Genomic DNA, 23286 nt, shown 5'->3' with positions numbered 1-23286 from the left:
GCCCTCACTGCAAAAGGAAACGCGGCAACAGCGGCATCGGCAACCCCAGCACGTAGGGGAACAGCAGCGCGCAGCCGCCGGTCAGGCAGATGCCGACGATCAGGGCCTCGCGCCAGCGCGTCTCGGGGCTGCCGATCGCCGCGATCAGGAAGCTTGCAAGCCCCGTGACCAATAGTCCGAGCGGGCGAATGGAGACGGCGAAGGTCAGGATCGCGAGCGAGACGAACAGCGGTCCGCGCCAGTGATAGGTCGCAAGCTGCGCGCCTTCACTCACGACGCCGATCACGGCCACGGCAGCTCCGAGCCCTAGCAGCAGCAGACCGAACATCCGCGGCGCAGTTCCGGCACCGAACGAGAAGCCGCGCATGCCCTGCAGGTCGCTGGAGGCCCACAACGCGAACAGCGCGATCGCCATCAGCACGACGCCGCCGAAATAGTCCTGCGGCGCGCGTGGACGTACCATGAATGTGAACACCGCGACCGCGATCAGCGGATAGGTGTAGATGAGCGCCAGCAGAACATCGGAAGACAGCGAGGTCTTGCCGCTTGCGGCATATTGCTGCGCCAGGCTCGGGATCGCCATTGACAAGGCCGACGCATGGGCTCCAATGACCTGCAGCGGACCGCGTCCGGAGAGTGGACCTACAAGACCGGCCAAGGCGATCAGCAGTTCGATGATCTGTGGCGCGAAGGCAAGGACCAGAATGATCGATGCGCCGGTCACGCTGCGGGCGGCCGACATGCCCGCCGTTTCGCCCGACAATTGGCCCGTGGTCTCGGCCATGCCTCGCCCTCCCCGATCGGCCTTGATGGCCGGCACTGTTTTCGTTCGGCGGCCCGGAGCAAACCGGTCGCGCTTCTATTTTGCCTAGCGACTTTCCCTAGAGAAGGCCAGCAAAACCAAGACAGCCGCCCGCGGCGAGCAGCCAGAGCGGATTGAGTCGCGTCATAGATGCAACGACTGCGGCAAGGACCGTCAGCGCGAACGCCCGCCACGTCTGGTCGGAAGCCTGACCGAGAATCCATGCGCTCGCCGCCATCAAGCCGATCGACAACGGCACCAGCGTCGCCTGCAGCATGGCGGGCCAGCGCGCATCCCGCGCATTCGAGAGCCAGCGGCTGACAAAATAGGAGAGCACGGCGGTGGGACCGCACATCGCGATCGTCGCGACCGCCGCACCTGCCACGCCTGCGACCGAATAGCCGATCAGGGTGACGATCAGAACGTTGGGCCCGGGCGACAATTGCGAGAGTGCGAACAGATCGGCGAACTGTTTGTCCGTCATCCAGTGCCGGGCCTCGACTGCAACACGTTGCAGTTCGGGAATCGCCGCCACTGCGCCGCCAACCGCAAACAGCGAGATCAACGCAAAGGTCCAGAACAGCTGGAACAACGGATTGTCGTCCCCGCTCATCGTGCCGACCGCGTCTTGGCATAGGTGACGGCTAGGCTGAGCGGCACGGCCACCAGCAGAACCTCCTGAAGCGGCAGGCGCGCCAGCCCGATCGCCACGAACACGCCAGCCACGACGGCAACGCCCGCCACGTCGCTCTTCTTCAGGAGCGGCGAGATCATGCGAAACACCACCGACGCCAGCAGACCCACGGCCACGCAGGACACGCCTGCAAGCGCCCGTCGCCACGTGTCGGCTTGTCCAAAATGACCGTAGATGGCACCGAGAGAGGTGATCAGCAGCATCGGTGGTCCGAGCAGGCCTGCAAAGGCAGCGATTCCACCCGCGACACCGCGCAATCGCGCGCCGAACACCACGGAGAAATTCACGATGTTCGGTCCGGGCAGGAAATGACAGAGCGCGAAGGTCGCGTTGAACTCCTCCGCCGTCATCCAGTGATGCTCATCGACGATCGCACGCCGCGCGAACACCAGCACGCCGCCGAAGCCCGACAGCGACATTTTCGCGAATGCGAAGAAGAGCGTGCGGAGGCTGGGCGGGTGTCTGGCGATGTCGGCAGCGGGAGAGGCAACCTGCGCAGCTTCGGGAGGCATGCCGCACTGTAGGAGGACGAAAACCAGGCTGCCAAGGTCGAACCAGAGGTTCCCAGCAGCCGCCCACATTTTTGTCGCGCGCCGCGGCGTTTCGGCCCTGTGCATCCGCCGGCCGGCGGCCTATATAGGGGGTGCCGGCTTGCCGGCTATGGAAATAAATCGCCGTCGAAATAAACCATTCGGACCCGGGGGCGGTACCCGGCGCCTCCACCAAAGCCCACCGACAGATGGGTTTTGGCGGGGGCGAAATAGGATCGACGAGGGCGTAAAGGGCGAGCTTTTTCCCGGTATTGTTCCGCCGTTATCGGGCTACTGCAATAGTTGCCAACGACAACTTTGCTCCGGTTGCTCAGGCTGCGTAACGCAGTTTGAAAGACCACCTTAAAGTCCTAACGGGTTAAGCTCCGTTAGGCGGGGTTCGGAGGCACCTGGCAACAGAAGCCTCCACTTTCACTTGCCCCGCTTTGGCCGGTCTCCCCGTCGCGGGCCGTGCTGTCCCCAGTTTTTTTGGCGCGTCATCCGTTCATTCCTCCGTTGACCGGACTTCCGCCAGCTTCTACCCGTTCCCATATCTGGCGATCGACCGGCATGGCTGCTGACCTCGGCACCGATGCCGGGTACGATGTGACTGACGCGAGTCGGGAATGCTGCTGCCTGCCGGGCGCGGCCGCTCGACACGTCGGGCGCAGCCCTCACGATACAGGACCGATCATGGCGACGGATCATATTCGATACGATGTGCTGGCGCGCGACGCGTTGCGCGGGGTGCTGCGCCGGGTGCTGACCGACGCTGCTGCCCATGGTCTCCCGGGCGAGCATCATTTCTTCATCACCTTCGTGTCCAAGGCCGAGGGCGTGAAGCTGTCGCCGCGGCTGCTCGCGCAATATCCGGAGGAGATGACGATCATCCTGCAACACCAGTTCTGGGATCTGGTGGTTTCGGAGGATCGGTTCGAGGTCGGCCTGTCGTTCGGCGGCATCCCTGAGCGCCTCGTGGTGCCGTTCCACGCGATCAAGAGCTTCTTCGATCCGTCCGTGCAATTCGGACTGCAGTTCGAGCCGTCGGAGGCGATTGCCGAGACGCCGCCAGCTCCGAAGCTGCCGGCCGCACCGGCGCCATCGGCCATCGCCGGTCCGCTGCCTGCGACACCGGCCGAGACCAGCGACGACAAGCCGCTCCCGCCGGCCTCGCCGGGAGAAGGCGCCGAGGTCGTGCGCCTGGACCGTTTCCGCAAGAAGTAGGCGCATTCGCCGCGCGCGGAACGCCGGTTGGACCACTAGATTGAAGCATGCTTGAACCGGTCGACGCCGGTTCACCACCAATCATGGGCATGCTTCATGGCACATTCAGCAAATCCATCATCGCACGGAGCGACGCGCACGGAGACCGACAGCTTCGGCCCGATCGAGGTCGCCGCCGATCGCTATTGGGGCGCGCAGACCGAGCGCAGCCGTCAGAATTTCCGCATCGGCCACGACCGCATGCCGATCGGCATCGTGCACGCGCTTGCGCTGGTGAAGATGGCCGCGGCCCAGACCAACCGCGAGCTCGGCCTGCTCGAGCCGCGCATGGCGGACGCCATCGTCCAAGCGGCGCAGGAGGTCATCGACGGCAAGCTCGACGACCACTTTCCGCTGGTCGTCTGGCAGACCGGCTCGGGCACCCAGAGCAACATGAACCTCAACGAGGTGATCGCCAATCGCGCCAGCGAGCTGCTGGGGGGCGAGCGCGGCACCAAGAAGCCCGTTCATCCGAACGACCACGTCAACATGAGCCAGTCGTCCAACGACTCGTTCCCGACCGCGATGCACATCGCCGCAGCGCGCGCGATCTCGGGCCATCTGGTGCCGGCGCTGTCGGAGCTGCTGGCGGCATTGCGCGCCAAGCAGGAGGCGTTCGCGGACATCGTCAAGATCGGCCGCACCCACACCCAGGACGCCACGCCGCTCACGCTGGGGCAGGAGTTCTCCGGCTACGCCGCGCAGGTCGAGAGCGCGATCGCAAGAATCGAGATTGCGGCGCGGGATCTCCTGCCGCTGGCGCAGGGCGGCACCGCCGTGGGCACCGGCCTGAACGCGGATCCGAAGTTCGCAAAGCTGTTCGCCAAGCATGTTGCCGACATCACCGGCCTGCCCTTCACCAGCGCGGCCAACAAATTCGAGGCGCTCGCGTCCAACGACGCCTATGTGTACACCCATGGTGCGCTGAATGCGGCGGCCGCCGGCCTGTTCAAGATCGCTAACGACATCCGCTTCCTCGGCTCAGGCCCGCGCTCCGGATTGGGAGAATTGATCCTGCCGGAGAACGAGCCGGGCTCCTCGATCATGCCGGGCAAGGTGAACCCGACGCAGTGCGAAGCGCTCACGATGGTGTGTTGCCAGGTGTTCGGCAATCACACGGCGATCACCATGGGCGGCAGTCAGGGTCATTTCGAACTGAACGTCTACAAACCATTGCTTTCACATTGCATGATGCAGTCCATACAATTACTAGGTGATTCAGCACGTTCATTCAGCGAACATTGCGTAACCGGTATTCAGGCCGACGCTGCTCGCATTCGCGAGCTGATGGAGCGCTCGCTGATGCTGGTGACAGCGCTTGCGCCGAAGATCGGCTACGACAACGCTGCCAAGGTCGCGAAATCAGCGCATCAGCGCGGCACCACGCTGAAACAAGAGGCCTTGCGGCTCGGTCTCGTCTCCGAGGACGAATTCGACCGCCTCGTTCAACCCGAGAGGATGACAAGGCCGGGGCGAGCGTAGCGGTAGCCCCGTAGTACTACGGGGGGTGATGCAATTCTCGCTGTTAACCCCTAAAGGATACTCTCGACTACAAGTTCTGCTGCGTTTGTTGAGTAAACAAATCCCGCTCGCAACGACGCGAATGGCCATCGAACTATCAGGGAGCGATGACATGATTGTCTGGAGAACGCCTGGGCTCATCCGCGCAATGCGCATGCTCTCGTCGCGACGTTCGATGGCTTAGATGATTGGAGCAAGCATGGGTGATGTCATCAACTTGAAGCGTTTCAGAAAGCGCGTGGAGCGCGATCAGGAAGCGAAGGTCGCCGAAAGCAACCGCGCTCGCTTCGGCAGGACGAAGTCCGAACGCGCAACTGACGCCCAACGCGACAAGCGCGCGAACGAATTACTCGATCAACATCGTATCAATGGCGAGGACGCGTGATGAAGTCGCCCGTCGTAAAACGTTCAATCGTGGTCGCAGGCCACAAGACCAGCGTCAGCCTCGAAGAGGCCTTCTGGAACGGCATGAAGGAGATTTCGGGTCTCCGTAACATGACCCTGTCCGAGCTGGTCGGAGAGATCGACAACAATCGCCAGCAGGGCAACCTGTCCTCGGCGATCCGGCTGTTCGTGCTCGACCACTTCAAGAGCCGCGCCGCAGCGTCTTCAGGCCTCGAGCCGAAGGCGGCGGTGGACACCCGGCACACGGCAGCCGCCGCGGCTCCTTGAGGCAGATCAGACGGCGATCCGCCCGGCCTGTTTAAAATCGCTCTAAGATGCCGCGGCATTTAACATGCCGCGCTTGACCTCTTGGCACGCGATTGAAAATACAGGCTATGAGCGAAATTTGCGATACAAGGCCGCCTCAGCCGCTCGGTCTCGCCCGGCGAGGCTATACCGGAACAATCCAGCATCTGGCTGCGGGCGGCGCGAGCTCGTCCCTGCCGGACGTCGAATTGGAGAGCCGGCTGATCGAACTGGGCTTCGTCGAGGGCGCCCGGGTCGAAATCCTGCATGAGGGGATCGTCGGGCGCGATCCGATCGCCGTGCGTGTCGACAACATCACCGTCGCGGTCCGCCGGCGCGAGGCCATGGCCGTCATCGTGGCATAGGCCGCGCGGAAAGCGTCGTCATGGAAAGCCCTCTGCTGCATCTGGCCCTGGTGGGTACGCCCAACAGCGGCAAGACCTCGCTGTTCAACGCGCTGACGGGAAGCCGCCAGAAGGTCGCGAACTATCCCGGGGTCACGGTCGAGCGCAAAGAGGGCGCCTTCGTCACCCCGCAGGGCCGCCAGGTCTCGCTGGTCGACCTGCCCGGCACCTATTCCTTGCGCGGTCGCAGCCCTGACGAGGAAATCACCAGGGATTTCGTGCTGGGACGTGCCACCGGCGAGGTCCTGCCCGACCTGGTGTTGTGCGTTGCCGACTCCACCAACCTCAGGTTGACGATCCGGCTGCTGCTCGAGCTCAAGAGCACCGGCCGGCCGCTGGCGCTCGTGCTCAACATGTTCGACATCGCCAAGCGGCGCGGCGTAACGGTCGACGTCTCCGCGCTGTCGCAGGCGCTGGGCGTGCCGGTCGTGACGTCGATCGCCGTGCGCAAGGGCGGCACCGACGACCTGCTGCGGCTGACCGACGAGCTCCTGGCCCAGGCGGCCGCGGCCACCGGAGAGCGCGCCAACACCTGGCGTCCCCTCACGGTCCCGGAGCTGCGCGCCACCCAGCGCGAGGCCGACCGTATCATCGCGGAGACGGTCAGCCTGCCCGAGCGGCCCGATACCTGGACCGCCCGGATCGATGCCATCGCGCTGCATCCGGTCGGCGGCCTGCTGATCCTGCTGGCGATCCTGTTCGTGATGTTTCAGGGGGTGTTCGCCTGGGCCCAGCCACTGATGCAGGTGCTATCGGCGGCTTTTGATGCGCTTGGCCAGCTCGTTCACGACGAGCTTCCCGAAGGCCTGCTGCAGAGCTTCCTGCAGAACGGGGTGATCTCCGGCGTCGGCAGCGTCATCGTCTTCCTGCCGCAGATCATCATCATCTTCCTGTTCATCCTGCTCCTGGAAGATTTCGGCTATATGGCGCGCGCGGCGTTCCTGATGGACCGCATCATGGGCGGCGCCGGGCTGCACGGCCGCGCCTTCATCCCGCTGCTCTCGAGCTTTGCCTGCGCCATTCCCGGCATCATGGCGACGCGCGTGATCGACAACCGGCGCGACCGGCTCACCACGATCCTGATCGCGCCGCTGATGACCTGCTCGGCGCGGATCCCGGTCTATACGCTGATCATTTCGGCCTTCATCCCGCCGACCAAGATCTGGGGCCTGGTCAACCTGCAGGGCCTGGTGATGTTCGGGCTCTACGCCGCCGGGATCATCAGCGCGCTGCTGGTGTCGTTCTTGGTGAAGTTCTTCCTGATGCGCGACTACCAGCCGGCGCCGTTCATGCTGGAGCTGCCGGACTACAAGATGCCGCGGTTGCGCAGCATTGCGATCGGCGTCTACACCCGCGCCAAGATGTTCTTGCAGCGCGCCGGCACCACGATCTTCGCGATGATGGTGCTGATCTGGTTCCTGGCGTCGTTCCCGCAGCCGCCGGAGGGCGCGACCGAGCCCGCGATCAATTACAGCCTCGCGGCGATGATCGGCCAGGCGATCGCCCCCCTGCTCTCGCCGGTCGGCTTCAACTGGCAGATCGCGGTGGCGCTGGTGCCCGGCATGGCCGCCCGCGAAGTCGCAGTCGCCGCGCTCGGCACCGTCTATGCGATCGAAGGCGGCAAGGAGGCCGCCGAGCAGATCGGACAGGTGCTGGCCAGCAAATGGAGCCTCGCCACGGCGCTGGCGCTGCTCGCCTGGTACATTTTCGCCCCGCAATGCGCCTCGACGCTCGCCGTCATCCGCCGAGAAACCGGCAGCTGGCGCTGGATGGCTGTCACCTTCTTCTACATGTTCGCGCTGGCCTATGCGGCGGCGTTCGCGACCTACCACATCGCGGTCGCGATGGGCGCGGGCTGAGCCCGCGCCCTTCGCGTCAGCGCGCGGCGTCGACATGCAGCGCGAAGCCGCGCGCGTCCGGCGCGCCGAGCTCAGGACGAAGCTGCATCGACGGGATCAGATAGTCGCCGTGGTTCTGCCGCCGGTACGGAATCGGCTGATCCGTGAACAGCGTCCGCATCCGCGCGCGCAGTCGGTCAGCGATCTCAACAAATCCGGCCTCGTCGATCCGGCTTGCCTTGTGCGCCACGAAGGCCGGCAGCACGTCGAAGCCGGGATAGAACAGGATGCCATGGTTGATCGGAAACAGCAGATCGTCGATCGGCCCGTTGATGCCGCGCGCCGAATAGTGCTCCTCCCAGCCGCCGGTGGTCACGACCAGCATCGCGCGCTTGCCGGCAAACACACCCTCGCCGTAGCGGTTGCCCCAGCGCTTGTCGCTGTGCTCGCCGACGCCATAGGTGAAGCCGTAGGAATACACCCGGTCGACCCAGCCCTTGAGAATCGCGGGCATCGTGAACCACCACAGCGGGAACTGCAGGATGACCGCGTCGGCCCACAAGAGCTTCTCTTGCTCGGCCCTGACGTCGTCAGTGAGCGTGTGCGTCTTGAAGGCCTCGCCCGACGCGGTGGCAACGTTGAGGCGCGCATCCGGCGGCAGTTGCGGAAAGTCGGCGCGATCCGCAGCCGCCTTCCAGCCGATCGCATAGAGATCCGAGACCCTGACCTGATGGCCTTGAGATTCGAGCTCGGCGACCGCGACGTCGCGTAGGGCGCCGTTGAGCGAGCGGGGTTCGGGGTGGGCGGAGACGAGCAGCACATTCATGGCCTTGATCCCTTTGCTGGAACAGCCGGAACATAGACGCGCGCCCACCTATCCACTATATGGCATATATCGATAACATTATGCTGATTTATGGATAAGTCAGGCATCAGCCTCATCAACATGCGCAGCTTCGTCCGGGTTGCCGAGCGCGGCAGCCTGTCGGCCGTGGCGCGCGAGCTCGGGCTGGGCCAATCCACCATCTCGCGTCACCTTCAGGAATTGGAGGATGCGATCGGCGTGCCGCTGCTCAGCCGCACCACCCGGCGCGTCACCTTGACCGACGAAGGCAGCCGCTATTACGCGAACTGCGTCCAGATCCTCCGCCTGATCGACCAGGCCGGCGACGAGGCACGCGGTGCGCGTGGCGCCGCCGCCGGCACGATCCGGATCTCCTGTACGGCGGCCTTCGGGATCCTGCACATCACGCGGCTCGTCTTCGCGTTCCAGGATCGCTACCCGGACATCGCGATCGATCTCAATTTGACCGACGAGCGCATCGACCTCGTGCGGGAGGGTGTCGACATCGCACTGCGTCTCGCTCCGCTCACCGACAGTTCTCTGAAGCTGCGGTCGCTCGGCTACTCGCACCGGCTTCTTGTCGCCTCGCCGGACTATCTGGCGAAACGCGGCACGCCGCGCACGCCGCAGGAGCTGATCGGGCATGACGGCATCCGCATGACCAACGTCGCGGGCAGCGAGTCGCTCGTCGTCATGGGACCCGACGGAGAACGCCATGAGGTGCCGTTCAGAGGCTGCTTCCGCACCAATCACGGACTCGCGGTTCGAGAGGCCGTGCTGTCCGGGCGCGGAATCGGCGGGAGCCATGCGTGGCTGGTCGACGACCTCATCGCGGCTGGCAGGCTGACGGTCATCCTGCCCGACCACCGTCTGCCATCGACTCCCCTCAACATGCTGATCGTCCCGGAGCGCGCCGGCATCGCGCGCGTGCGGCTGCTGATCGACTATCTCGCCGAGGAGATCGTCGGCCTGCCCGGCATCCGGCCCGAGCCCTGAGCTAAAGCCGCGGCATCGCGTCCGGCCGTACCTCGCGGGCCTGCGCGGCCAGCCGGATCGCGGCATTGGCCGCACCGAAGCCCTGATAGTTGCGCCGCTGCACGATCTCGAAGAAGAAGCGCTCCTCGAAGATATGGGTGTAGACTTGGAAGAACTCGGCGTCGCCGTCGCGGTCGTACAGGATCTCGTTGGCACGGAGCGCTGCGATCGTCTCGGGCGCAAGATCATACTTGGCTTCGAGATCGTCGTAATAGTTGTCGGGAATGTCGAGGAAGCCGGCACCACGGGCGCGCATCTCGGCCACGGCCGCGAAGATGTCGTCGCAGGAGAACGCGATGTGCTGGACGCCGGAGCCGAAGAACTCGGAGATGAAGCGCGACGACAAGGTGCGCGTCGCCGTGGAGCCGTTGAGGATGAAGCGCAGGCTGCGATCGCCGTTGACGATCGCCTGGCTCTGCACGAGGCCTCTGGGATCGGCGATCTCCATCTGCGGCAGGCGGGAGAAGTCGATCAGCCCGGCATAGAACAGCAGCCAGGACAGCATCTCCTCATGCGGCATCGACTGGGCGATGTGATCGACCGCGACGAGACGGTCGGTGCTCTTGTCGCTGGCGACGGCTTCGAAATCGACGTCCCAGTGCCGCCCGTGGGTATCCAGGAAGTACAGCAGGCTGCCGCCGACACCATGGATCGCCGGGATCTCCAGCTCGCCCGGCCCGACCGGCTGGGTGAAGGTGCGCGTCTTCAAGGACTGCGCCCGCGCCATGGCACGAGCGGCACTGTCGACGTCCAGCGCCAACGCGCAGACACCAGCCCCATGCGTGACGTAGTGTGAATGCGCAAAACTGGCCGGCTCGCAGTTGATCACCAACTCGATTGCGCCCTGGGACCAGCGCTGCACCGCCTTGCTGCGATGACGCCCCGTCTTGCGGAAGCCAAGCTGTCCGAACAGTCTCGCCAGAGACTCCGCTTTGTCCTCGCTGACCGCGAATTCGACGAAGCCGATGCCGTGGCTCTTGACCCGAGGCTCGAAGCGCGCGGCCGATGACGCCGGCGTCTTTCCAGCGAGGTCGTCCTGCAACAGCAGCAGCGAGCGCATGCCATCGAGCGCGGTGCGCGGCGCCGAGCCGGCGCGGAACTGATCGTTGAAGATCTCCAGCGACAGCGGCCCGAAATAGCCGGTCGCGGCGACCGCCTCCATGAACGCGCCTACCGGCAGATCGCCCTGCCCCGGAAAACTGCGAAAATGCCGGCTCCAGGACAGCACATCCAGTTCGAGCTTCGGCGCATCGGCAAGCTGCACCAGGAAAATCTTGTCGGCCGGAATCGCGCGGATCGCGTTGGTCGGCAGCGCCGGCGCCAGCGCATGAAAGCTGTCGAGGATGACGCCGATCGCCTTGTGATCGGCGCGGCGGACGATTTCCCAGGCATCGCGATAGTCATGGACGTGGCGGCCCCAGGCCAGCGCCTCGTAGCCGACGCGCAAGCCGCGCTTCGCGGCGCGCTCGCCGAGCTCGTGGAAATCGGCGGCGGCCCGGTCGATGCCGCCGAGCGAGGCCGGCGACACGCTGCTGCAGATCAGTAGCAGATCGGTGCCGAGTTCCTGCATCAGGTCGAACTTGCGCTCGGCGCGGATGAAGTTGCGCGCGCGCTGCGGCTCCGGCATGCCCTCGAAATCGCGGAACGGCTGATAGGCGCAGATCGCAAGTCCGAGGTCGCGGCACATCTGCCCGATCTCGCGCGGCCGCATCCCGAACGCGACGAGATCGTTCTCGAAGATCTCGACCGTATCGAAGCCGGCGGCGGCGATCGCCTTGAGCTTCTCGTCGAGCGCGCCTGAGATGGAGACCGTTGCGATCGAGCGCTGGTTCATGCCGCCGTCTCCTCCATCGCGCCGCCCAGGAACAGCTGGCCGATGCGCGGATCGGCCAGCACGCGGTCGGCCTTGTCGATGATGCGGGTGCGGCCGAGCTCGAGCACGATGCCGTAGTCGGAGATCTCCAGCGCCGAGCGCGCATTCTGCTCGATCAGGAGCACCGAGACGCCGCGGTCGCGCAATTGTTTTAGCATGTCGAAGGTCTGCTGCACCATCAAGGGCGACAGGCCGATGGAGGGCTCGTCGATCAGCACGAGCTGCGGCTCGAGCAGAAGCCCGCGCGCGATTTCGAGCTGCTTCTGCTCGCCGCCTGACAGGGTCGAGGCCTGCCGGTCCGCCTTCCTGCGCAGCACGGGAAAGACGTCGAGCGCCGCCTCGACACGGGCGGCCAGATCGAACTCGCGCGGTGCGGCCACGCCGCCGAGCTCGATATTGTGACGGACCGACAGCTCGCCGAAAATGTTGCGGCCCTGCGGGATGTAGCAGATGCCGGCGCCGAGCAGCGCGCGCTGGCTCAAGCCGGTGACGTCGCGGCCCTTGAAGACCACCTTGCCTTCGCGCAGCTTGAGCAGGCCGAAGATCGCCTTGAACACGGTCGACTTGCCGGCGCCGTTCGGACCGATGACGGTGGTGATCGAGCCCGCCGGCACCGAGAAGGTCGTGCCGTTGAGGATCGTCATCTTGCCGTAGCCGCCGACGAGGTTCTGGACGTCGAGAATGGGATCGCTCATCGCCGTCTCCTCAATGTCCGAGATAGGCTTCGATCACGGCCGGGTTGGCCCTGATCTCGTCGGGCTTGCCGATCGCCAGCACCTTGCCCTCCGCCATCACCATGACGCGCGAGCACAGCGACATCACGAACTCCATGTTGTGCTCGATCACCACGAAGGTGGCGCGGCGTTCGCGGTTGATCGCGATCAGCCGCTCCTTGAGGTCGCCCAGCATGGTCGGGTTGACGCCGCCTGCAGGCTCGTCGAGCAGCACCAGCCGCGGGCCGCCCATGAAGGCCATGGCGGCATCGAGCAGCTTCTGCTGACCATAGGACAAGCCACCGGCCGGCTCGTTGGCGAGATGCTCAAGCTTGAAGAAGCCGATCATCTGATCGGCCGCCTCCGTGAGCCCCGCATCCGACGGGCCGAACAGGCGCGACAGCATGCCGCCGCGATGCTCCTGGCCCGCGAGGATCAGATTGTCGCGCACCGACAGTTTCGGGAACACCTGCAGCAGCTGAAATGTGCGGCTGACGCCGAGGCGGTTCAGCTCGGACGGGCGCTGGCCGGTGACGAGCTTGCCGTCGACCCTGACCTCGCCCGCGCTCGGCACCAGCTGGCCGAGGATGCAGTTGAACAAGGTCGACTTGCCGCAGCCGTTGGGGCCGATGAGACCGAGGATTTCGCCCTCGTGCACGTCGAAGCTGACGCCGTTGACGGCGGTGATTCCGCCGAAGCTCTTCTTGACGTCGCGTACGTCGAGAACTGCGGTCATCGCACGGCCTCCAGCTTGGACTGAGCCGCGGCCCGCAACGCGGACGCCGCCTGGGTTCGCCGTGAGCTGAGATAGCGGTCGAGGATGCCGAGAATGCCGCTCGGCGAATAGATCAGCAGCACGATCACGGCGGCCGCATAGAGCATCAGATAATAGCCTTCCGCGAAGCGCAGCCACTCCGGCAGCAGCACCGCGATCATGGCGCCGAGGAACGGTCCCAGCATGAAGCCGGCCCCGCCGACGATGACCATCATCAGGAGGTCGAGCGAGAGCTGCAGGTTAAACGGTACGGGATCGACATATTGCGTCAGCGGCGCATAGAGCACGCCGGAGATGCCGCCGAGCACCGAGCCGATCGCGAACGCCATCAGCGTATAGCGGCGCGTGTCGATGCCGAGCGATTGCGCCCGGATCGGATTTTCGCGCAGCGCCATGAAGGCGCGGCCCCAGGGCGAGCGGATCAGCCACCACATCGCGAGCGTCACGAGGCCGAGGGAGCCGAGACAGAGATAGTAGAACGGCAGCGGCTTGCGGGTCGGGAAGCCGAAGATGTCGGGACGTGGAATGTTGCTGATGCCGTAGATGCCGTTGGTGAGCCAGCTCTCGTTGCGGAACACCAGGAACGCCAGCGTCGAAAACGCGAGCGTGACGAAGGCGAGATAGTGATGCTGAACGCGCAGCGCCGGATAGCCGAGGAGCCAGCCGACGATGAAGCAGATCACGATGACGAGGCCGAGCGCGGCAATCAGCGGCCAGCCATGCGTGGTCAGGATCGCCGCCCCATAGGCGCCAATGCCGACGAAGGCGCCCTGCGCCAGCGACACCTGCCCGGCGTAGCCAAGCGTAAGGTTCAATCCCATCGCGGCGATGGTCATCACGGCCCACTGGCTCAGGATGTACAGGCCGTAGCGGTTGAAGTTCATCGGGATGATGATCAGACCCGCAATGACCACGACGGCCAGCGCGACGAGAAGCAGTCTGCTGTGCTTGCTCATACCGTACGCTCCTCGGCGCGTCCGAGCAGGCCCTGCGGCCGGAACAGGATGACAAGGATCAGCAGCACCATCGGAACGGCGGCGCGATACTGAGTGGAGACGTAGGCGGCAGCTAGGTTGTCGACGACGCCGATCAGGAGACCGCCGGCAATGGCGCCGCGCACCTGGTTGAAGCCGCCAACGATCGCGGCGATGAACGCCGCCTGCCCGAGCACCTCACCGCTGGAAAACTTCGCCAGATAGATCGGCGTGATCAGCAGCGAGGCCAGCGCGACCAGCACGGCATTGATCAGGAAGGTCAGGAGGATCATACGCTCGACGGGCACGCCGATGATGCGCGCCACCGTGGGATTCTGCGCGGCCGCCTGCATCTGATGGCCGAGCGAGGTGCGGTTCAACAGCGTGGTCAATCCGACGACCGCGAGGATCGCGACGGCGAGCACGCCGAGGCTCTGCAGCGAAATCGCCCGGCCCAGGACGGTGACGTCACCTACCGGCACGATCGAAGGGAAAGGCGAGGCCTCGGCGCTGAAGAACTGCTTCACCGCCTCCTTGATCCCGACCGCCAGCGCCATGGTGGCGATCGCCAGCGGCAGCACGCCATGCCGCAGCATCGGATCGACCAGCAGCATCTTGAAGGCGAGACCGAGCAGAAGTGCCGACAACAGGATGCCGACGAGAACCGCGAGCCAGAACGGCGCGCCGAGATGCATCACCGCGAGCATCAGGAAGGCCGGCAGCATCACGAACTCGCCCTGGGCGAAGTTGATGGTCTGCGAGGTCTGCCACAGCAAGGTGAAGCCGACGGCAACGAGCGCGTAGATGGCGCCGGTGGCGAGACCCGCCACGATCAGATCGAGCAGATTGGACATCGTTTCCCCCTAAGCCTTTGGGTGACGGCGGCACTGGCATCCCCTCCGGCGCCGCCGGTCGACCGTTGTTCTCAGTTGAGCTTCGGCAGCACCTGCTTGACGACCTGCTTGCCTTCGACCACCTCGACCAGGAAGCCCTGGCGATCGATGTCGCCATTCTGGTCGAAGGTGACGTCCATCAGGATGTTCGGCTCGGCCGATGTCTTGATGGTCAGGCCGTGCAGCGTATCGGCAAACGCCTTGGAGTCGACCTTGCCCATCTTCTCGGTCGTGGCCTTGACCATGTAGATGGCGAGATAGCCCTTCAGGCCGTTATGGTCGGGCACGTAGTTGTACTTCTTCACGAAGCGGTCGCGGAACGCCTTGATGGCCTCGACCGGCGCATCGGTGGTGAGGCCGACATGGCCGCGAGCCCCGTTGGCCGCATCACCGGCGAGCTCGATGACCTTCTGGCCGACCAGCGTGGTCTCGCCGATCAGCGGCGCCGTCACGCCCTGGCGCTTGATCTCCTTGAGGATGCGCGCGCTCTCTTCCTCGTTGACATAGATGAAGACGGCATCCGGCGCGGCCGCCTTGATCTTGCTGACGTCGGCGGCGAAGTCGGCCTGGCCGGCTTCGGTCGACAGGTCGGCCGCGACCTTGATGCCAAGGCGGTTGAACTCCTTGGTGATGACGTCGCGTCCGCCGCGGCCGAAGTCGTTGTTGACCCAGACCACCGCCACCGACTTCGCCTTGATCTCGTCGTTGATGTACTTGGCGACCTTCGGCATCGACGATTGCTGGCCGAACGAGGTGCGGAACAGGAACTTGTTGCCGGCCTGCGTCAGCTCGGCCGCCTCGCCGCCCATGATCTGCGTGATGCCGGCTTCGGCCGCCAGCGGCGCCGTCACCTTCACCGATCCGGAATAGCCGGGCCCGAGCAGCACATAGGGCTCGGCGTCGAGCGCCTTCTGCACCTGGGCACGGGCGACGCCGGGGTTCGACTGCGAGTCGGCGTGGCTCACCTCGATCTTGCGGCCGAGAATGCCGCCCTTGGCGTTGATCTCCTCGACCGCGAGGTCGATGCCGTTCTTCCAGTTGGTGCCGACGGTCGCGCCACCGCCGGACAGCTCGGCGACGTTGGCGATCTTGATGGGGGCACCGGACTGCGCGTAGGCGGCTCCGGACAGCAGCACGGCCGAGCACAGTCCGGCCAGGATGATCGATCTCACGTTGTTTCCTCCTCTGCTCTAAACGCTTGTTTGCGTTTCTTGCTTGAACGACTTGTTCCGCCGCGTATTGGCGGTCGGCTCAGGCGGCGTCAACCGCCGGATATCTCTCCGCCATGTGATTGTCGAAGGCCGCCCCCATCGCCTCGGTCGACGGCGCGAGGCCCGTGAACAGCTCGAACGCGTCGGCCGCCTGGTAGATCGCGAGCTCGCGCCCGAGCAGGACCTGCGCGCCTTTGGCCTTCGCCGCCTTCAGCAGCGGCGTCCAAAGCGGCGAGTAGACGGCATCCGCGACCCAGAGATCGGCGCGCAGCAGATGATCCGGAACCGGTGTGCCGCGGTTCGGCAGCATGCCGATCGGCGTACCGTTGACGACAGCCACCGCTCCCTGAAGCGCGTCTTCGACGCTGTCGACGACAGTCACCGTGGTGCCGGCAGGCAGCAGGCTCGCGAGCTTCGCGGCGCGCGCCCGCTCGGTGTCATAGATCCGCAGCCCAGCGACTTTGAGGTTCGCAAGTGCGAAGGCAATCGCCTTGCCGACTCCGCCGGCCCCGATCAGCGCCACGACGCCGCGATGGCTCTGGCTGACCAGCGGCGCCACCGCCCGCTCGAAGCCGGTGGTATCGGTATTGTGGCCGATCAGCCGGCCATCGCGCACGACGACGGTATTGACGGCGCCCATCGCCGCCGCCTTCGGCGCGAGTTCGTCGAGCAGCTCGACCACGGCTTCCTTGTAGGGATAGGTCACGTTGACGCCGGCAAAGCCGAGCCGGCGCACGCCCTCCAGCAGCATCGCCAGTCCGGCACGATCCGCGCCGGCGACCTCGATCAGCTGATAATGGCAGCGCACGCCGAGCGCCGCCGCGGCGTGCTCGTGCATGGCGGGAGAGGCCGAATGCGCGATCGGGGCACCGATCAAGCCGGTCAGGAATTTTCGGGCTTTGAGCGCGGGAAGATCAGGCACGTTCGCCTTTGTCTCTTGCTGCTGTGACGTGCGAGCGCCGCACGCGCGGATTTCGTTGCAGACGATAGCGCGTCCGCTCGCTAACACAATTACTCAAATATCGGCTGAACCTAACATCATGTTATTTTTTGCCGCCACCGGATTTCGCCGGTTTGGCCACCTGACGTCGGCCGGGCTCCAGCGCGCGCATCTCCGCGCGCAAGCAGTCGATGAAGTGTTCGGCATAGAGCGACAGCGGCGTACCGCGCTTGACCGCGATGTAGGTGTCGAACCGCGTCGGCTCGGCGATCTTGATCAACTCAATGCCGGGATAGCCGCCATGCGCGACCGTGAACTGGTCGATCACAGCGATGCCGAGCCCGGCCTTCACCAGCGCGCAGACTGTGGTGCCAAAGCGCGCCTTGATCGAGATATTGTAGCTGAGTTTGTTGCGCGCGAAGATCTCGGCCATGATCCGGCCGTAGGGGTCGTTGGGATCGATGCCGATCAGCGGATAGCGCGTCATCTCGGCAGCCGAGACCTGTTTGCGGCCGGCGAGCTCGTGTCCCGGCGGCACGATGCAGAACAATTCGCCTGAGGCCAGCGGCAGGAATTCGAGCCCGGAATGATCGAGCCGGTAGCTCATCGCCACGCACTCGCCCTTTCCCAGCATCAGATAGTCGATCGCCTCCTCGATCTTGAGGATGTTGATGTCGATGCCCAAATCAGGATAGCGGCGGCGGACGCGCTCGATCGCGCGCGGCACCATCACCTGGGAGATGCTGGGCACCGAGCCGACGCGCAGTTCCGACAGCGCGCCACGGCCGATGTTGGAGATGATGTAGCTGAGATCGTCGACCTTCTCGTAGACGCTGTTGATCTGCTCGAAGATGTTCTGCGCCTCGGGCGTCGGGAAGTAGCGGCCGTTCTGGCGCTGGAAAAAGCGGATGCCGAGCGAGCGCTCGGTGTATTTCACCAGACGGCTGACGCCCGGTGCCGACACCTTCAGCAGGCGCGCGGCGCCGTTGATGGTGCCCGTCACCATGACCGCGCGAATGACCTCGACCTGTCGCAAGGTCATCATCGGCGCGGTCTCCGCACGCCGTCAGCCGGCATCATGGACTGCCCGGCGGCGTCAGCACGACCGGCGGACGCGGCACCGGCCGTGGGCGCGGCGGCAGCGCACCCGGCGCGGGCTTGATCTCGACCGGCGGCGGCAAGGGCGCGACCTGCGGCTGGCTCGATGCCATCGGTGCCGCCGGCTGAGGCGCAGGGGCGGGAGCCGAGAGCGGCGGGGTCAGCGGCGGCACGACGGCGCGCGGACCACCGAGCTTGGTGCGCGGCTCGCGCCGCGGATCACGACCGGGCAGCGGCACGTCGGCCGCGCTCGGTGCCGCCGGGCCAGCCTCGGGTGCACCGGGCAGCGACGCCGTCGACGACGGATAGGCCGGCGGCACCTCGCCGCGCGCGATCGCATCCAGCCGCCGCGTCTCGCGATCGATGGCACGCACCGCCAGCCACGACGACAGCGAGGTGACGTCGACCGCGCGCGTCAGCGCCTCGGACGTCCCGACCACGAACAGCTGGATCTCGGGACGGCTATTGGCATTGCCGACCGTGCTCGTGCTCAGGCTGACGCGAATGTCGGCCTGATCGGCCGGAATGTCGAAGCCACCGGAGACGATGGCACGGGCGCCCTGCGCTTCGAGCGTGGTGGCGCCGACACGCAGCCGGCCATCGCGGATGATGAAGGGGATCTGCGCAGCCGTGACCGGCAACGTCCCCGATGCCAGCACCGGCTCGATCACCTGCCGCAACTTGCCGTCGTCGCTCACCTGGCCTGCGTCGGCCGCGCGCAACGCCGCATCGAACGCCCGCGGGTCGAGATTGGGGAGCGCCGCATTGTCAAGCGTCACCGTGCCATTGCCCGAGAGCGCATTGATCATTGCCTGCACGCTGCGTCCTTCGGCGGCGAGCGTCATCTGCGCCGAAACCTTGCCGGCCGGCATCTTCAGGCTGTGATAGCGTAGCGCGTTGCCGTCAATACCGGCCAGCTCGACGCGGCCGTTCAGGACGAGACCATTCGCGTTGGAGCGCGCATCCACGGTCGCGTTGACGTCGCCGCCGCCGAGCTTGCCCTTGAGATTCTCGATGGTCAGCGACTGGCCGTCGCTCTTGATGGCGCCGCCCAGCGGACGCAGATCCGTGCCGTTCAGAATGGCGCCGCTGAGGGCCTGAAACGAGACGCGTCCGCGCCATCCCTTCAAGAGACCGGCGCCCAAAGGCTCGGCCGACTCACGCCCGGCCCCGCCGATCAGCACCGAGAACACTTGCGGCACGTCGAGCGCGTCCAGCCCGAGTTCGCCGTCGATCTGCTTGTCGTCGTCGAGCACCAGCGCGAGCCGGCCACGCAGCCGCGATCCGCCGACCGTGCTGTCGATGTCGTCGAGCGTCACGCGATTGTTGGAAAGACCAAGACGGCCGAACAGCCGGATGTTCTGCGCCGCCGGATCCTGCGGCTTCAATCCGAACAACGGCGACAGGTTGGCGCTGCGCAGGCGCAGATTGACGTTGGCCTTGGCGGTGTCGCCCCAGGGATCGACGGAGCCTTGCGCATCGCCATCGAGACCGGCGCCGGACAGCTTCGCATTCACCCGCAGCGGCGTCCGCCAGCTGCCGGTCACGCTGGCGTCGAACTGGGCCGGACCGTTGCCCGCCGCCGCGACGCGATCGAGTCCGAGCAGCGCCAGCACGGCACTGCCCTGCTCCGACGACACCCGGCTCTCGATTCCGAGCTCGGTTCGATCGATCGCATCGAGCTCGAAGCTGCGCAGCGCCGCCGCCGACGGTTTTGCCGTCAGCGTCGCCGAGCCCTTGAGTTGCGGCGCGTCGAGATCGAGCACCGCCTTGGCCTGGCTGCGATCGGCATTGGCCGGATCCTTGGCGAGATCGAGCGTGAGCTTCAGCCGGGCGGCACCGGCAGGCGTGCCGAGCGCATCGAAGCGGGCGGCGATCTGCGGCGCGAGCGGCTGCACCAGCGCAGTGATCTCCTTGAGCGAGCCGGCCATCGAGGTCACCACCAGCCGCCCGGTTGCATCGGCGCGATCGAACCGGCCGGAGCCCTCGCTCGTCACGCCGCTGCTTTGGCCGAACTTGATCTGGTCGATGGCGATGGTCTTGGGATCGTAGGAAAAGCGCGCGGTGAGCGGACGCAGCTCCTGGCCGCTGAGCTTGGCGCGGCCGACGTCCAGCGCCACGCTGGCCTCCGCCGGCCACTCGCCGGTAACGCCGACCAGCGAACGGGTCACGGCCATCGCCGCGTCGAGATCGAGCCGATCGCCCTTCAGCACCGCCTCGAAACGCGAGCCCGGCCCCGCTGGCCGGTTGACGAGGGCGACGCGTCCATCAACGGAGCCGCCGTCGATGTCGGCCTTGAGGCTGTCGATCGCGACCCGCTCCGGCGCCACGTTGAGGTCGCCACGCAGCCGCAGCGGACGCTGCGTGCGATAGCTGCTGTCGCTGCGGCCCTGCAGCCAGGCCACCAGCGTGTCGGGCTCCGACGATTCGAGATCAAGCGCGCCGGTGAAGCCCGATGTGACCGAGGTCGAGATGCCGATGGTCCGGAAGGTCAGCCGTGTCGAGCCGGGCGCGCGCAGATCGACCTTTTCGAGGCTCCATGCCGAAGGCTCGTTGTGGAGGTCGGCAGTAAAGTTCTGCACCGGGCGGCCGGAAAGCATGATCTGCTCGGTCGCGAACTGCACGTTGGCCGGCATCGGCAGGGTCGGCAGTTGTGCGATCCAATTGCGCAGCGCCGGCAGCACCAGCGCGGGCGCGATCGCCCGCCGATCCTTGATGTCGTCACCGCCGGCCAGGAGCTTGTCGGCATCGAGCTGGCGTGCGGACAGTGAGGCTTTCAGCACGGGGGCGGCGCCGAAACGGACGTCGCCGCTGCCCGCGAATTTGAGCGAGCGATCCTCCTGGCCGAAGCTGACCTCGATCTGGTCGAGCTTGGCCGACGCCTGGTCGCCGACGATCTTGGTGGCGATGCGCCAAGGCGTCGCGCCGGCCTGGTTCAGCGGACCCGCCTTGGCCTGTTGAGCCTGCTTTGCGGATGGCTCCTTCACAGGCTGGGCGGGCTTGTCGTTGTCGGCGCCCTGCTCCTTCGGGGGCGACGACAGCGTCAGCGCGCCCTCGAACTTCGGCGAGCGGTTGGGGAAGCTGATGAGGCCTTCGATGTCGGCCATCACGGGACGCTCGCCCGGGTCGATGTTGAGGTGGACGCGCAGGCCGTTGGAGTCCTTGTCCTGGCTCGACGACACCCGGAACGGGTAGCGGCCGCCGCGGATCGACACCGCGCCATCGCCGCGCAGCGAACCGGCCAGCGAACGCACGTCGCCGGAGAAGACGATGTCGGTCAGTTCCAGCGTCGAGCGGCTGGCCGCGTCGTGCAGCGCGACACGGCCGGTGAGGTTGAGCCGGTCGATGGCGAGCGCGGCCAGATCGAAGCGGCCGGAGGCTGCCGGCAGGTCGACCTGACCCTTGGCATCGATGCCGAGATCGGCCGCCATGCCGCCGATGGTAAGCTCGTTCGCCCGCCACTGCCCCCGCATGAGGTCGCCGAGGCTGAATTCGACGTCGAGCTTGTCGGCGCGCAGCTTGCCGAGGTGGTTGGCGCCGCCGAAGGTGACCTGGCGCAGCCGCAGCGTCGGCGTCGGCAAAAGCCGTGCGTCCAGCGCACCGGCGACCCGCACGGGCACGCCAATGATCTTGCCCGCCTCGGCCTCGAACTGCGGCCGGAACTGGTTCCAGTCGACGAAGTACGGGCCGATCAGCGCAGCAAGGAGCGCAAGGATGAAGGCAATCGCCAAGCCGAGCAGGGTCGTCTGCACGGGGTCTCCCTCAAAGGACAACGCTCCGGCGTCCCAACCTTAAAACCAATGCGGCCGCGGCCCACTGGCATCGATACCGGAGCGCTGCATCATATAGGATTAAGTATGGCGAAGTCACAGCGCTGTCGGTCTTTCCGGGGCGTTGGACAACTCCGTTGACGAAGATGGTTACCAGTGGGCCGGCAGCCGTTTGAGGCCGCGCAGCACGAAGGTCGGCCGCCAGTCCGGGTTGTCCGGATCGTCCAGCTTCAGCTCCGGCAGCCGCCGCAGCAGGGTTCCGATGGCGATCTCGGCCTCGATCCGGGCAAGCTGCGCGCCCAGGCAATGATGGATGCCGCCGCCGAACGACAGCGGCTTCACGTTTGGCCTGGTGATATCGAGCTGCTCCGGATTGTCCGGATACACCGCGGGATCGCGGTTGGCCGAGCCGAGCAGACACAGCACGCTCTCGCCCGCAGGAATCCGCCGGCCGCCGAGATCCTCGATATCCTCGAGCGCGACCCGCCCGGTGAGCTGCACCGAGGAATCGTAGCGCAGGAATTCCTCGATCGCGTTCGTGATCAGCTCCGGCCGCGCCTTCAAGAGCGCCAGCTGCTCCGGGTTGCGGTGCAGCGCCAGCAGGCCGTTGCCGATCAGGTTGACCGTGGTCTCGTGTCCCGCGCCGAACAGCAGGATGATGTTGGCGGTCAGTTCCTCATGGCTGAGCTTGGCACCGTCCTCCTCGGCCTGCAGCAGCTGCGTCGTCAGGTCGTCGCCCGGATGTTTCCGGCGCAGCTCGAACAGGTGCTGGAAATACGCCTTGGACACGGCATTGCCGGCATTGCCCTCGGCAATCTCGGCCTTGGACAGCGGCACCGGCTCGAGCAGGCGGCCGCCCTCGCGCGAGCTCTTGTAGAACGCCTCGCGATGCTCCTCGGGAATCCCAAGCATGTCGCAGATGACGGTGACCGGCAGCTTGAACGCGAAGTCCTCGATCAGATCCATCCGGCCCTGCGGAATCACCGCGTCGAGCGTGCGGTCGACGATCTCCTGGATGCGCGGCCGCATGTCCTCGACCCGCCGCGCCGTGAACGCCTTCACGACGAGGCCGCGCAGCCGGGTGTGGTCCGGCGGGTCCTGCTGCAGCATCCAATGCCGCATGCTTTGGAACACCGGCTCCTGCATGATGTCGGGGCCGTAGCGCCGAATCGAACGCGCGACGAAGTCCTTGCCGAAGCGCTTATCGCGCAGCACTAGGCTCGATTCCGCGTGCCGGCTGGCGAGGAACGCGCCGAACGGCGTCACATGCATCGGATCGTTGTCGCGCAGTTGCGCATAGAAGGGATAGGGATCGCGGATGAACTCCGGCGACAGCGGATTGAACAGCGGCGCGGCCTTGGCGGCCTGGACATGCTCGTTCATGGGGTTCCTCTCCCTGGATTGGCCGATTAGCTCAC

General features: G+C 65.8%; 21 protein-coding genes and 1 other RNA gene. 8 read left to right on the top strand and 14 right to left on the bottom strand.

Going from position 1 to position 23286, the window contains the following annotated elements:
• Positions 1-4: 4 nt before the first annotated feature.
• The 3 genes from ACQR1E_RS17695 to ACQR1E_RS17685 form a co-directional block, all read right to left on the bottom strand.
• Positions 5-784, bottom strand: coding sequence for a tripartite tricarboxylate transporter TctB family protein (locus ACQR1E_RS17695; RefSeq protein ID WP_315713366.1), 780 nt, complete (start codon positions 782-784; stop codon positions 5-7).
• A 97-nt stretch (positions 785-881) separates the two neighbouring features.
• On the bottom strand, positions 882-1415 hold the full coding sequence (locus ACQR1E_RS17690) for a chromate transporter (RefSeq protein ID WP_315713367.1): 534 nt from the start codon (positions 1413-1415) through the stop codon (positions 882-884).
• Complete coding sequence (locus ACQR1E_RS17685) at positions 1412-2008, bottom strand: chromate transporter (protein ID WP_315713652.1); 597 nt, start codon at positions 2006-2008, stop codon at positions 1412-1414. Before ACQR1E_RS17685 ends, ACQR1E_RS17690 begins: the two co-directional genes overlap by 4 nt.
• 94 nt (positions 2009-2102) lie before the next feature.
• Between ACQR1E_RS17685 and ssrA the strand changes: the two genes are divergently transcribed.
• From ssrA to feoB, 7 genes are all read left to right on the top strand, one after another.
• Positions 2103-2457, top strand: a transfer-messenger RNA (tmRNA) gene (gene ssrA, locus ACQR1E_RS17680).
• Between the two features lie 262 nt (positions 2458-2719).
• Entirely contained in the window at positions 2720-3250 is a 531-nt protein-coding gene (locus tag ACQR1E_RS17675) for an SspB family protein (RefSeq protein WP_316183973.1), read from the top strand.
• A gap of 96 nt (positions 3251-3346) precedes the next feature.
• Positions 3347-4771, top strand: coding sequence for a class II fumarate hydratase (fumC, locus tag ACQR1E_RS17670; RefSeq protein ID WP_315769111.1), 1425 nt, complete (start codon positions 3347-3349; stop codon positions 4769-4771).
• A gap of 238 nt (positions 4772-5009) precedes the next feature.
• The gene (locus ACQR1E_RS17665; RefSeq protein WP_315713370.1) at positions 5010-5195 is read left to right on the top strand and encodes a DUF4169 family protein; all 186 of its coding nucleotides are present in this window, start codon (positions 5010-5012) and stop codon (positions 5193-5195) included.
• On the top strand, positions 5195-5482 hold the full coding sequence (locus ACQR1E_RS17660; RefSeq protein ID WP_315713371.1) for a ribbon-helix-helix domain-containing protein: 288 nt from the start codon (positions 5195-5197) through the stop codon (positions 5480-5482). The genes ACQR1E_RS17665 and ACQR1E_RS17660 overlap by 1 nt, the downstream gene beginning before the upstream one ends.
• A 107-nt stretch (positions 5483-5589) precedes the next feature.
• Positions 5590-5865: a FeoA family protein gene (locus tag ACQR1E_RS17655; protein WP_315713372.1), complete on the top strand. Its 276-nt coding sequence runs from the start codon at positions 5590-5592 to the stop codon at positions 5863-5865.
• A 20-nt stretch (positions 5866-5885) separates the two neighbouring features.
• Positions 5886-7763 carry a ferrous iron transporter B gene (gene feoB / locus ACQR1E_RS17650; RefSeq protein WP_315713373.1) on the top strand — a complete coding sequence of 626 codons (1878 nt, stop codon included), beginning with the start codon at positions 5886-5888 and terminating at the stop codon, positions 7761-7763.
• Between the two features lie 16 nt (positions 7764-7779).
• Here the strand turns inward: feoB and ACQR1E_RS17645 are convergent, their stop codons facing one another.
• Positions 7780-8568, bottom strand: a complete 789-nt coding sequence (locus ACQR1E_RS17645) for an NAD(P)H-dependent oxidoreductase (protein ID WP_316187339.1) — start codon at positions 8566-8568, stop codon at positions 7780-7782.
• A gap of 90 nt (positions 8569-8658) precedes the next feature.
• Between ACQR1E_RS17645 and ACQR1E_RS17640 the strand changes: the two genes are divergently transcribed.
• Entirely contained in the window at positions 8659-9582 is a 924-nt protein-coding gene (locus ACQR1E_RS17640) for a LysR family transcriptional regulator (protein ID WP_316169792.1), read from the top strand.
• 1 nt (position 9583) lies between these two features.
• Here the strand turns inward: ACQR1E_RS17640 and ACQR1E_RS17635 are convergent, their stop codons facing one another.
• The 10 genes from ACQR1E_RS17635 to ACQR1E_RS17590 form a co-directional block, all read right to left on the bottom strand.
• Positions 9584-11455, bottom strand: a complete 1872-nt coding sequence (locus ACQR1E_RS17635; RefSeq protein WP_315713376.1) for a bifunctional sugar phosphate isomerase/epimerase/4-hydroxyphenylpyruvate dioxygenase family protein — start codon at positions 11453-11455, stop codon at positions 9584-9586.
• A complete protein-coding gene (locus ACQR1E_RS17630; RefSeq protein ID WP_315713377.1) occupies positions 11452-12189 on the bottom strand; it encodes an ABC transporter ATP-binding protein in 738 nt (245 codons plus the stop codon). The genes ACQR1E_RS17635 and ACQR1E_RS17630 overlap by 4 nt, the downstream gene beginning before the upstream one ends.
• A 10-nt stretch (positions 12190-12199) precedes the next feature.
• On the bottom strand, positions 12200-12943 hold the full coding sequence (locus ACQR1E_RS17625) for an ABC transporter ATP-binding protein (protein WP_316169793.1): 744 nt from the start codon (positions 12941-12943) through the stop codon (positions 12200-12202).
• Positions 12940-13938, bottom strand: a complete 999-nt coding sequence (locus tag ACQR1E_RS17620) for a branched-chain amino acid ABC transporter permease (protein WP_316169794.1) — start codon at positions 13936-13938, stop codon at positions 12940-12942. Before ACQR1E_RS17620 ends, ACQR1E_RS17625 begins: the two co-directional genes overlap by 4 nt.
• A complete protein-coding gene (locus ACQR1E_RS17615; RefSeq protein ID WP_315755128.1) occupies positions 13935-14810 on the bottom strand; it encodes a branched-chain amino acid ABC transporter permease in 876 nt (291 codons plus the stop codon). The genes ACQR1E_RS17620 and ACQR1E_RS17615 overlap by 4 nt, the downstream gene beginning before the upstream one ends.
• A gap of 71 nt (positions 14811-14881) precedes the next feature.
• Complete coding sequence (locus ACQR1E_RS17610; RefSeq protein ID WP_315713381.1) at positions 14882-16021, bottom strand: ABC transporter substrate-binding protein; 1140 nt, start codon at positions 16019-16021, stop codon at positions 14882-14884.
• 79 nt (positions 16022-16100) lie between these two features.
• Entirely contained in the window at positions 16101-16982 is an 882-nt protein-coding gene (locus ACQR1E_RS17605) for a shikimate dehydrogenase (RefSeq protein WP_434897350.1), read from the bottom strand.
• Positions 16983-17103: 121 nt separating this feature from the next.
• Positions 17104-18045, bottom strand: coding sequence for a LysR family transcriptional regulator (locus ACQR1E_RS17600; protein ID WP_315713383.1), 942 nt, complete (start codon positions 18043-18045; stop codon positions 17104-17106).
• A 31-nt stretch (positions 18046-18076) separates the two neighbouring features.
• Positions 18077-21850, bottom strand: coding sequence for an AsmA family protein (locus ACQR1E_RS17595; RefSeq protein ID WP_434897349.1), 3774 nt, complete (start codon positions 21848-21850; stop codon positions 18077-18079).
• Positions 21851-22018: 168 nt separating this feature from the next.
• On the bottom strand, positions 22019-23251 hold the full coding sequence (locus ACQR1E_RS17590; RefSeq protein WP_315713385.1) for a cytochrome P450: 1233 nt from the start codon (positions 23249-23251) through the stop codon (positions 22019-22021).
• Positions 23252-23286 lie beyond the last annotated feature (35 nt).

The sequence above is a fragment of the Bradyrhizobium sp. HKCCYLRH1030 genome (genome assembly GCF_051168395.1).
In the GTDB taxonomy this organism is placed as follows: Bacteria; Pseudomonadota; Alphaproteobacteria; order Rhizobiales; family Xanthobacteraceae; genus Bradyrhizobium.
This window is presented reverse-complemented; position numbering and strand designations above follow the sequence as displayed.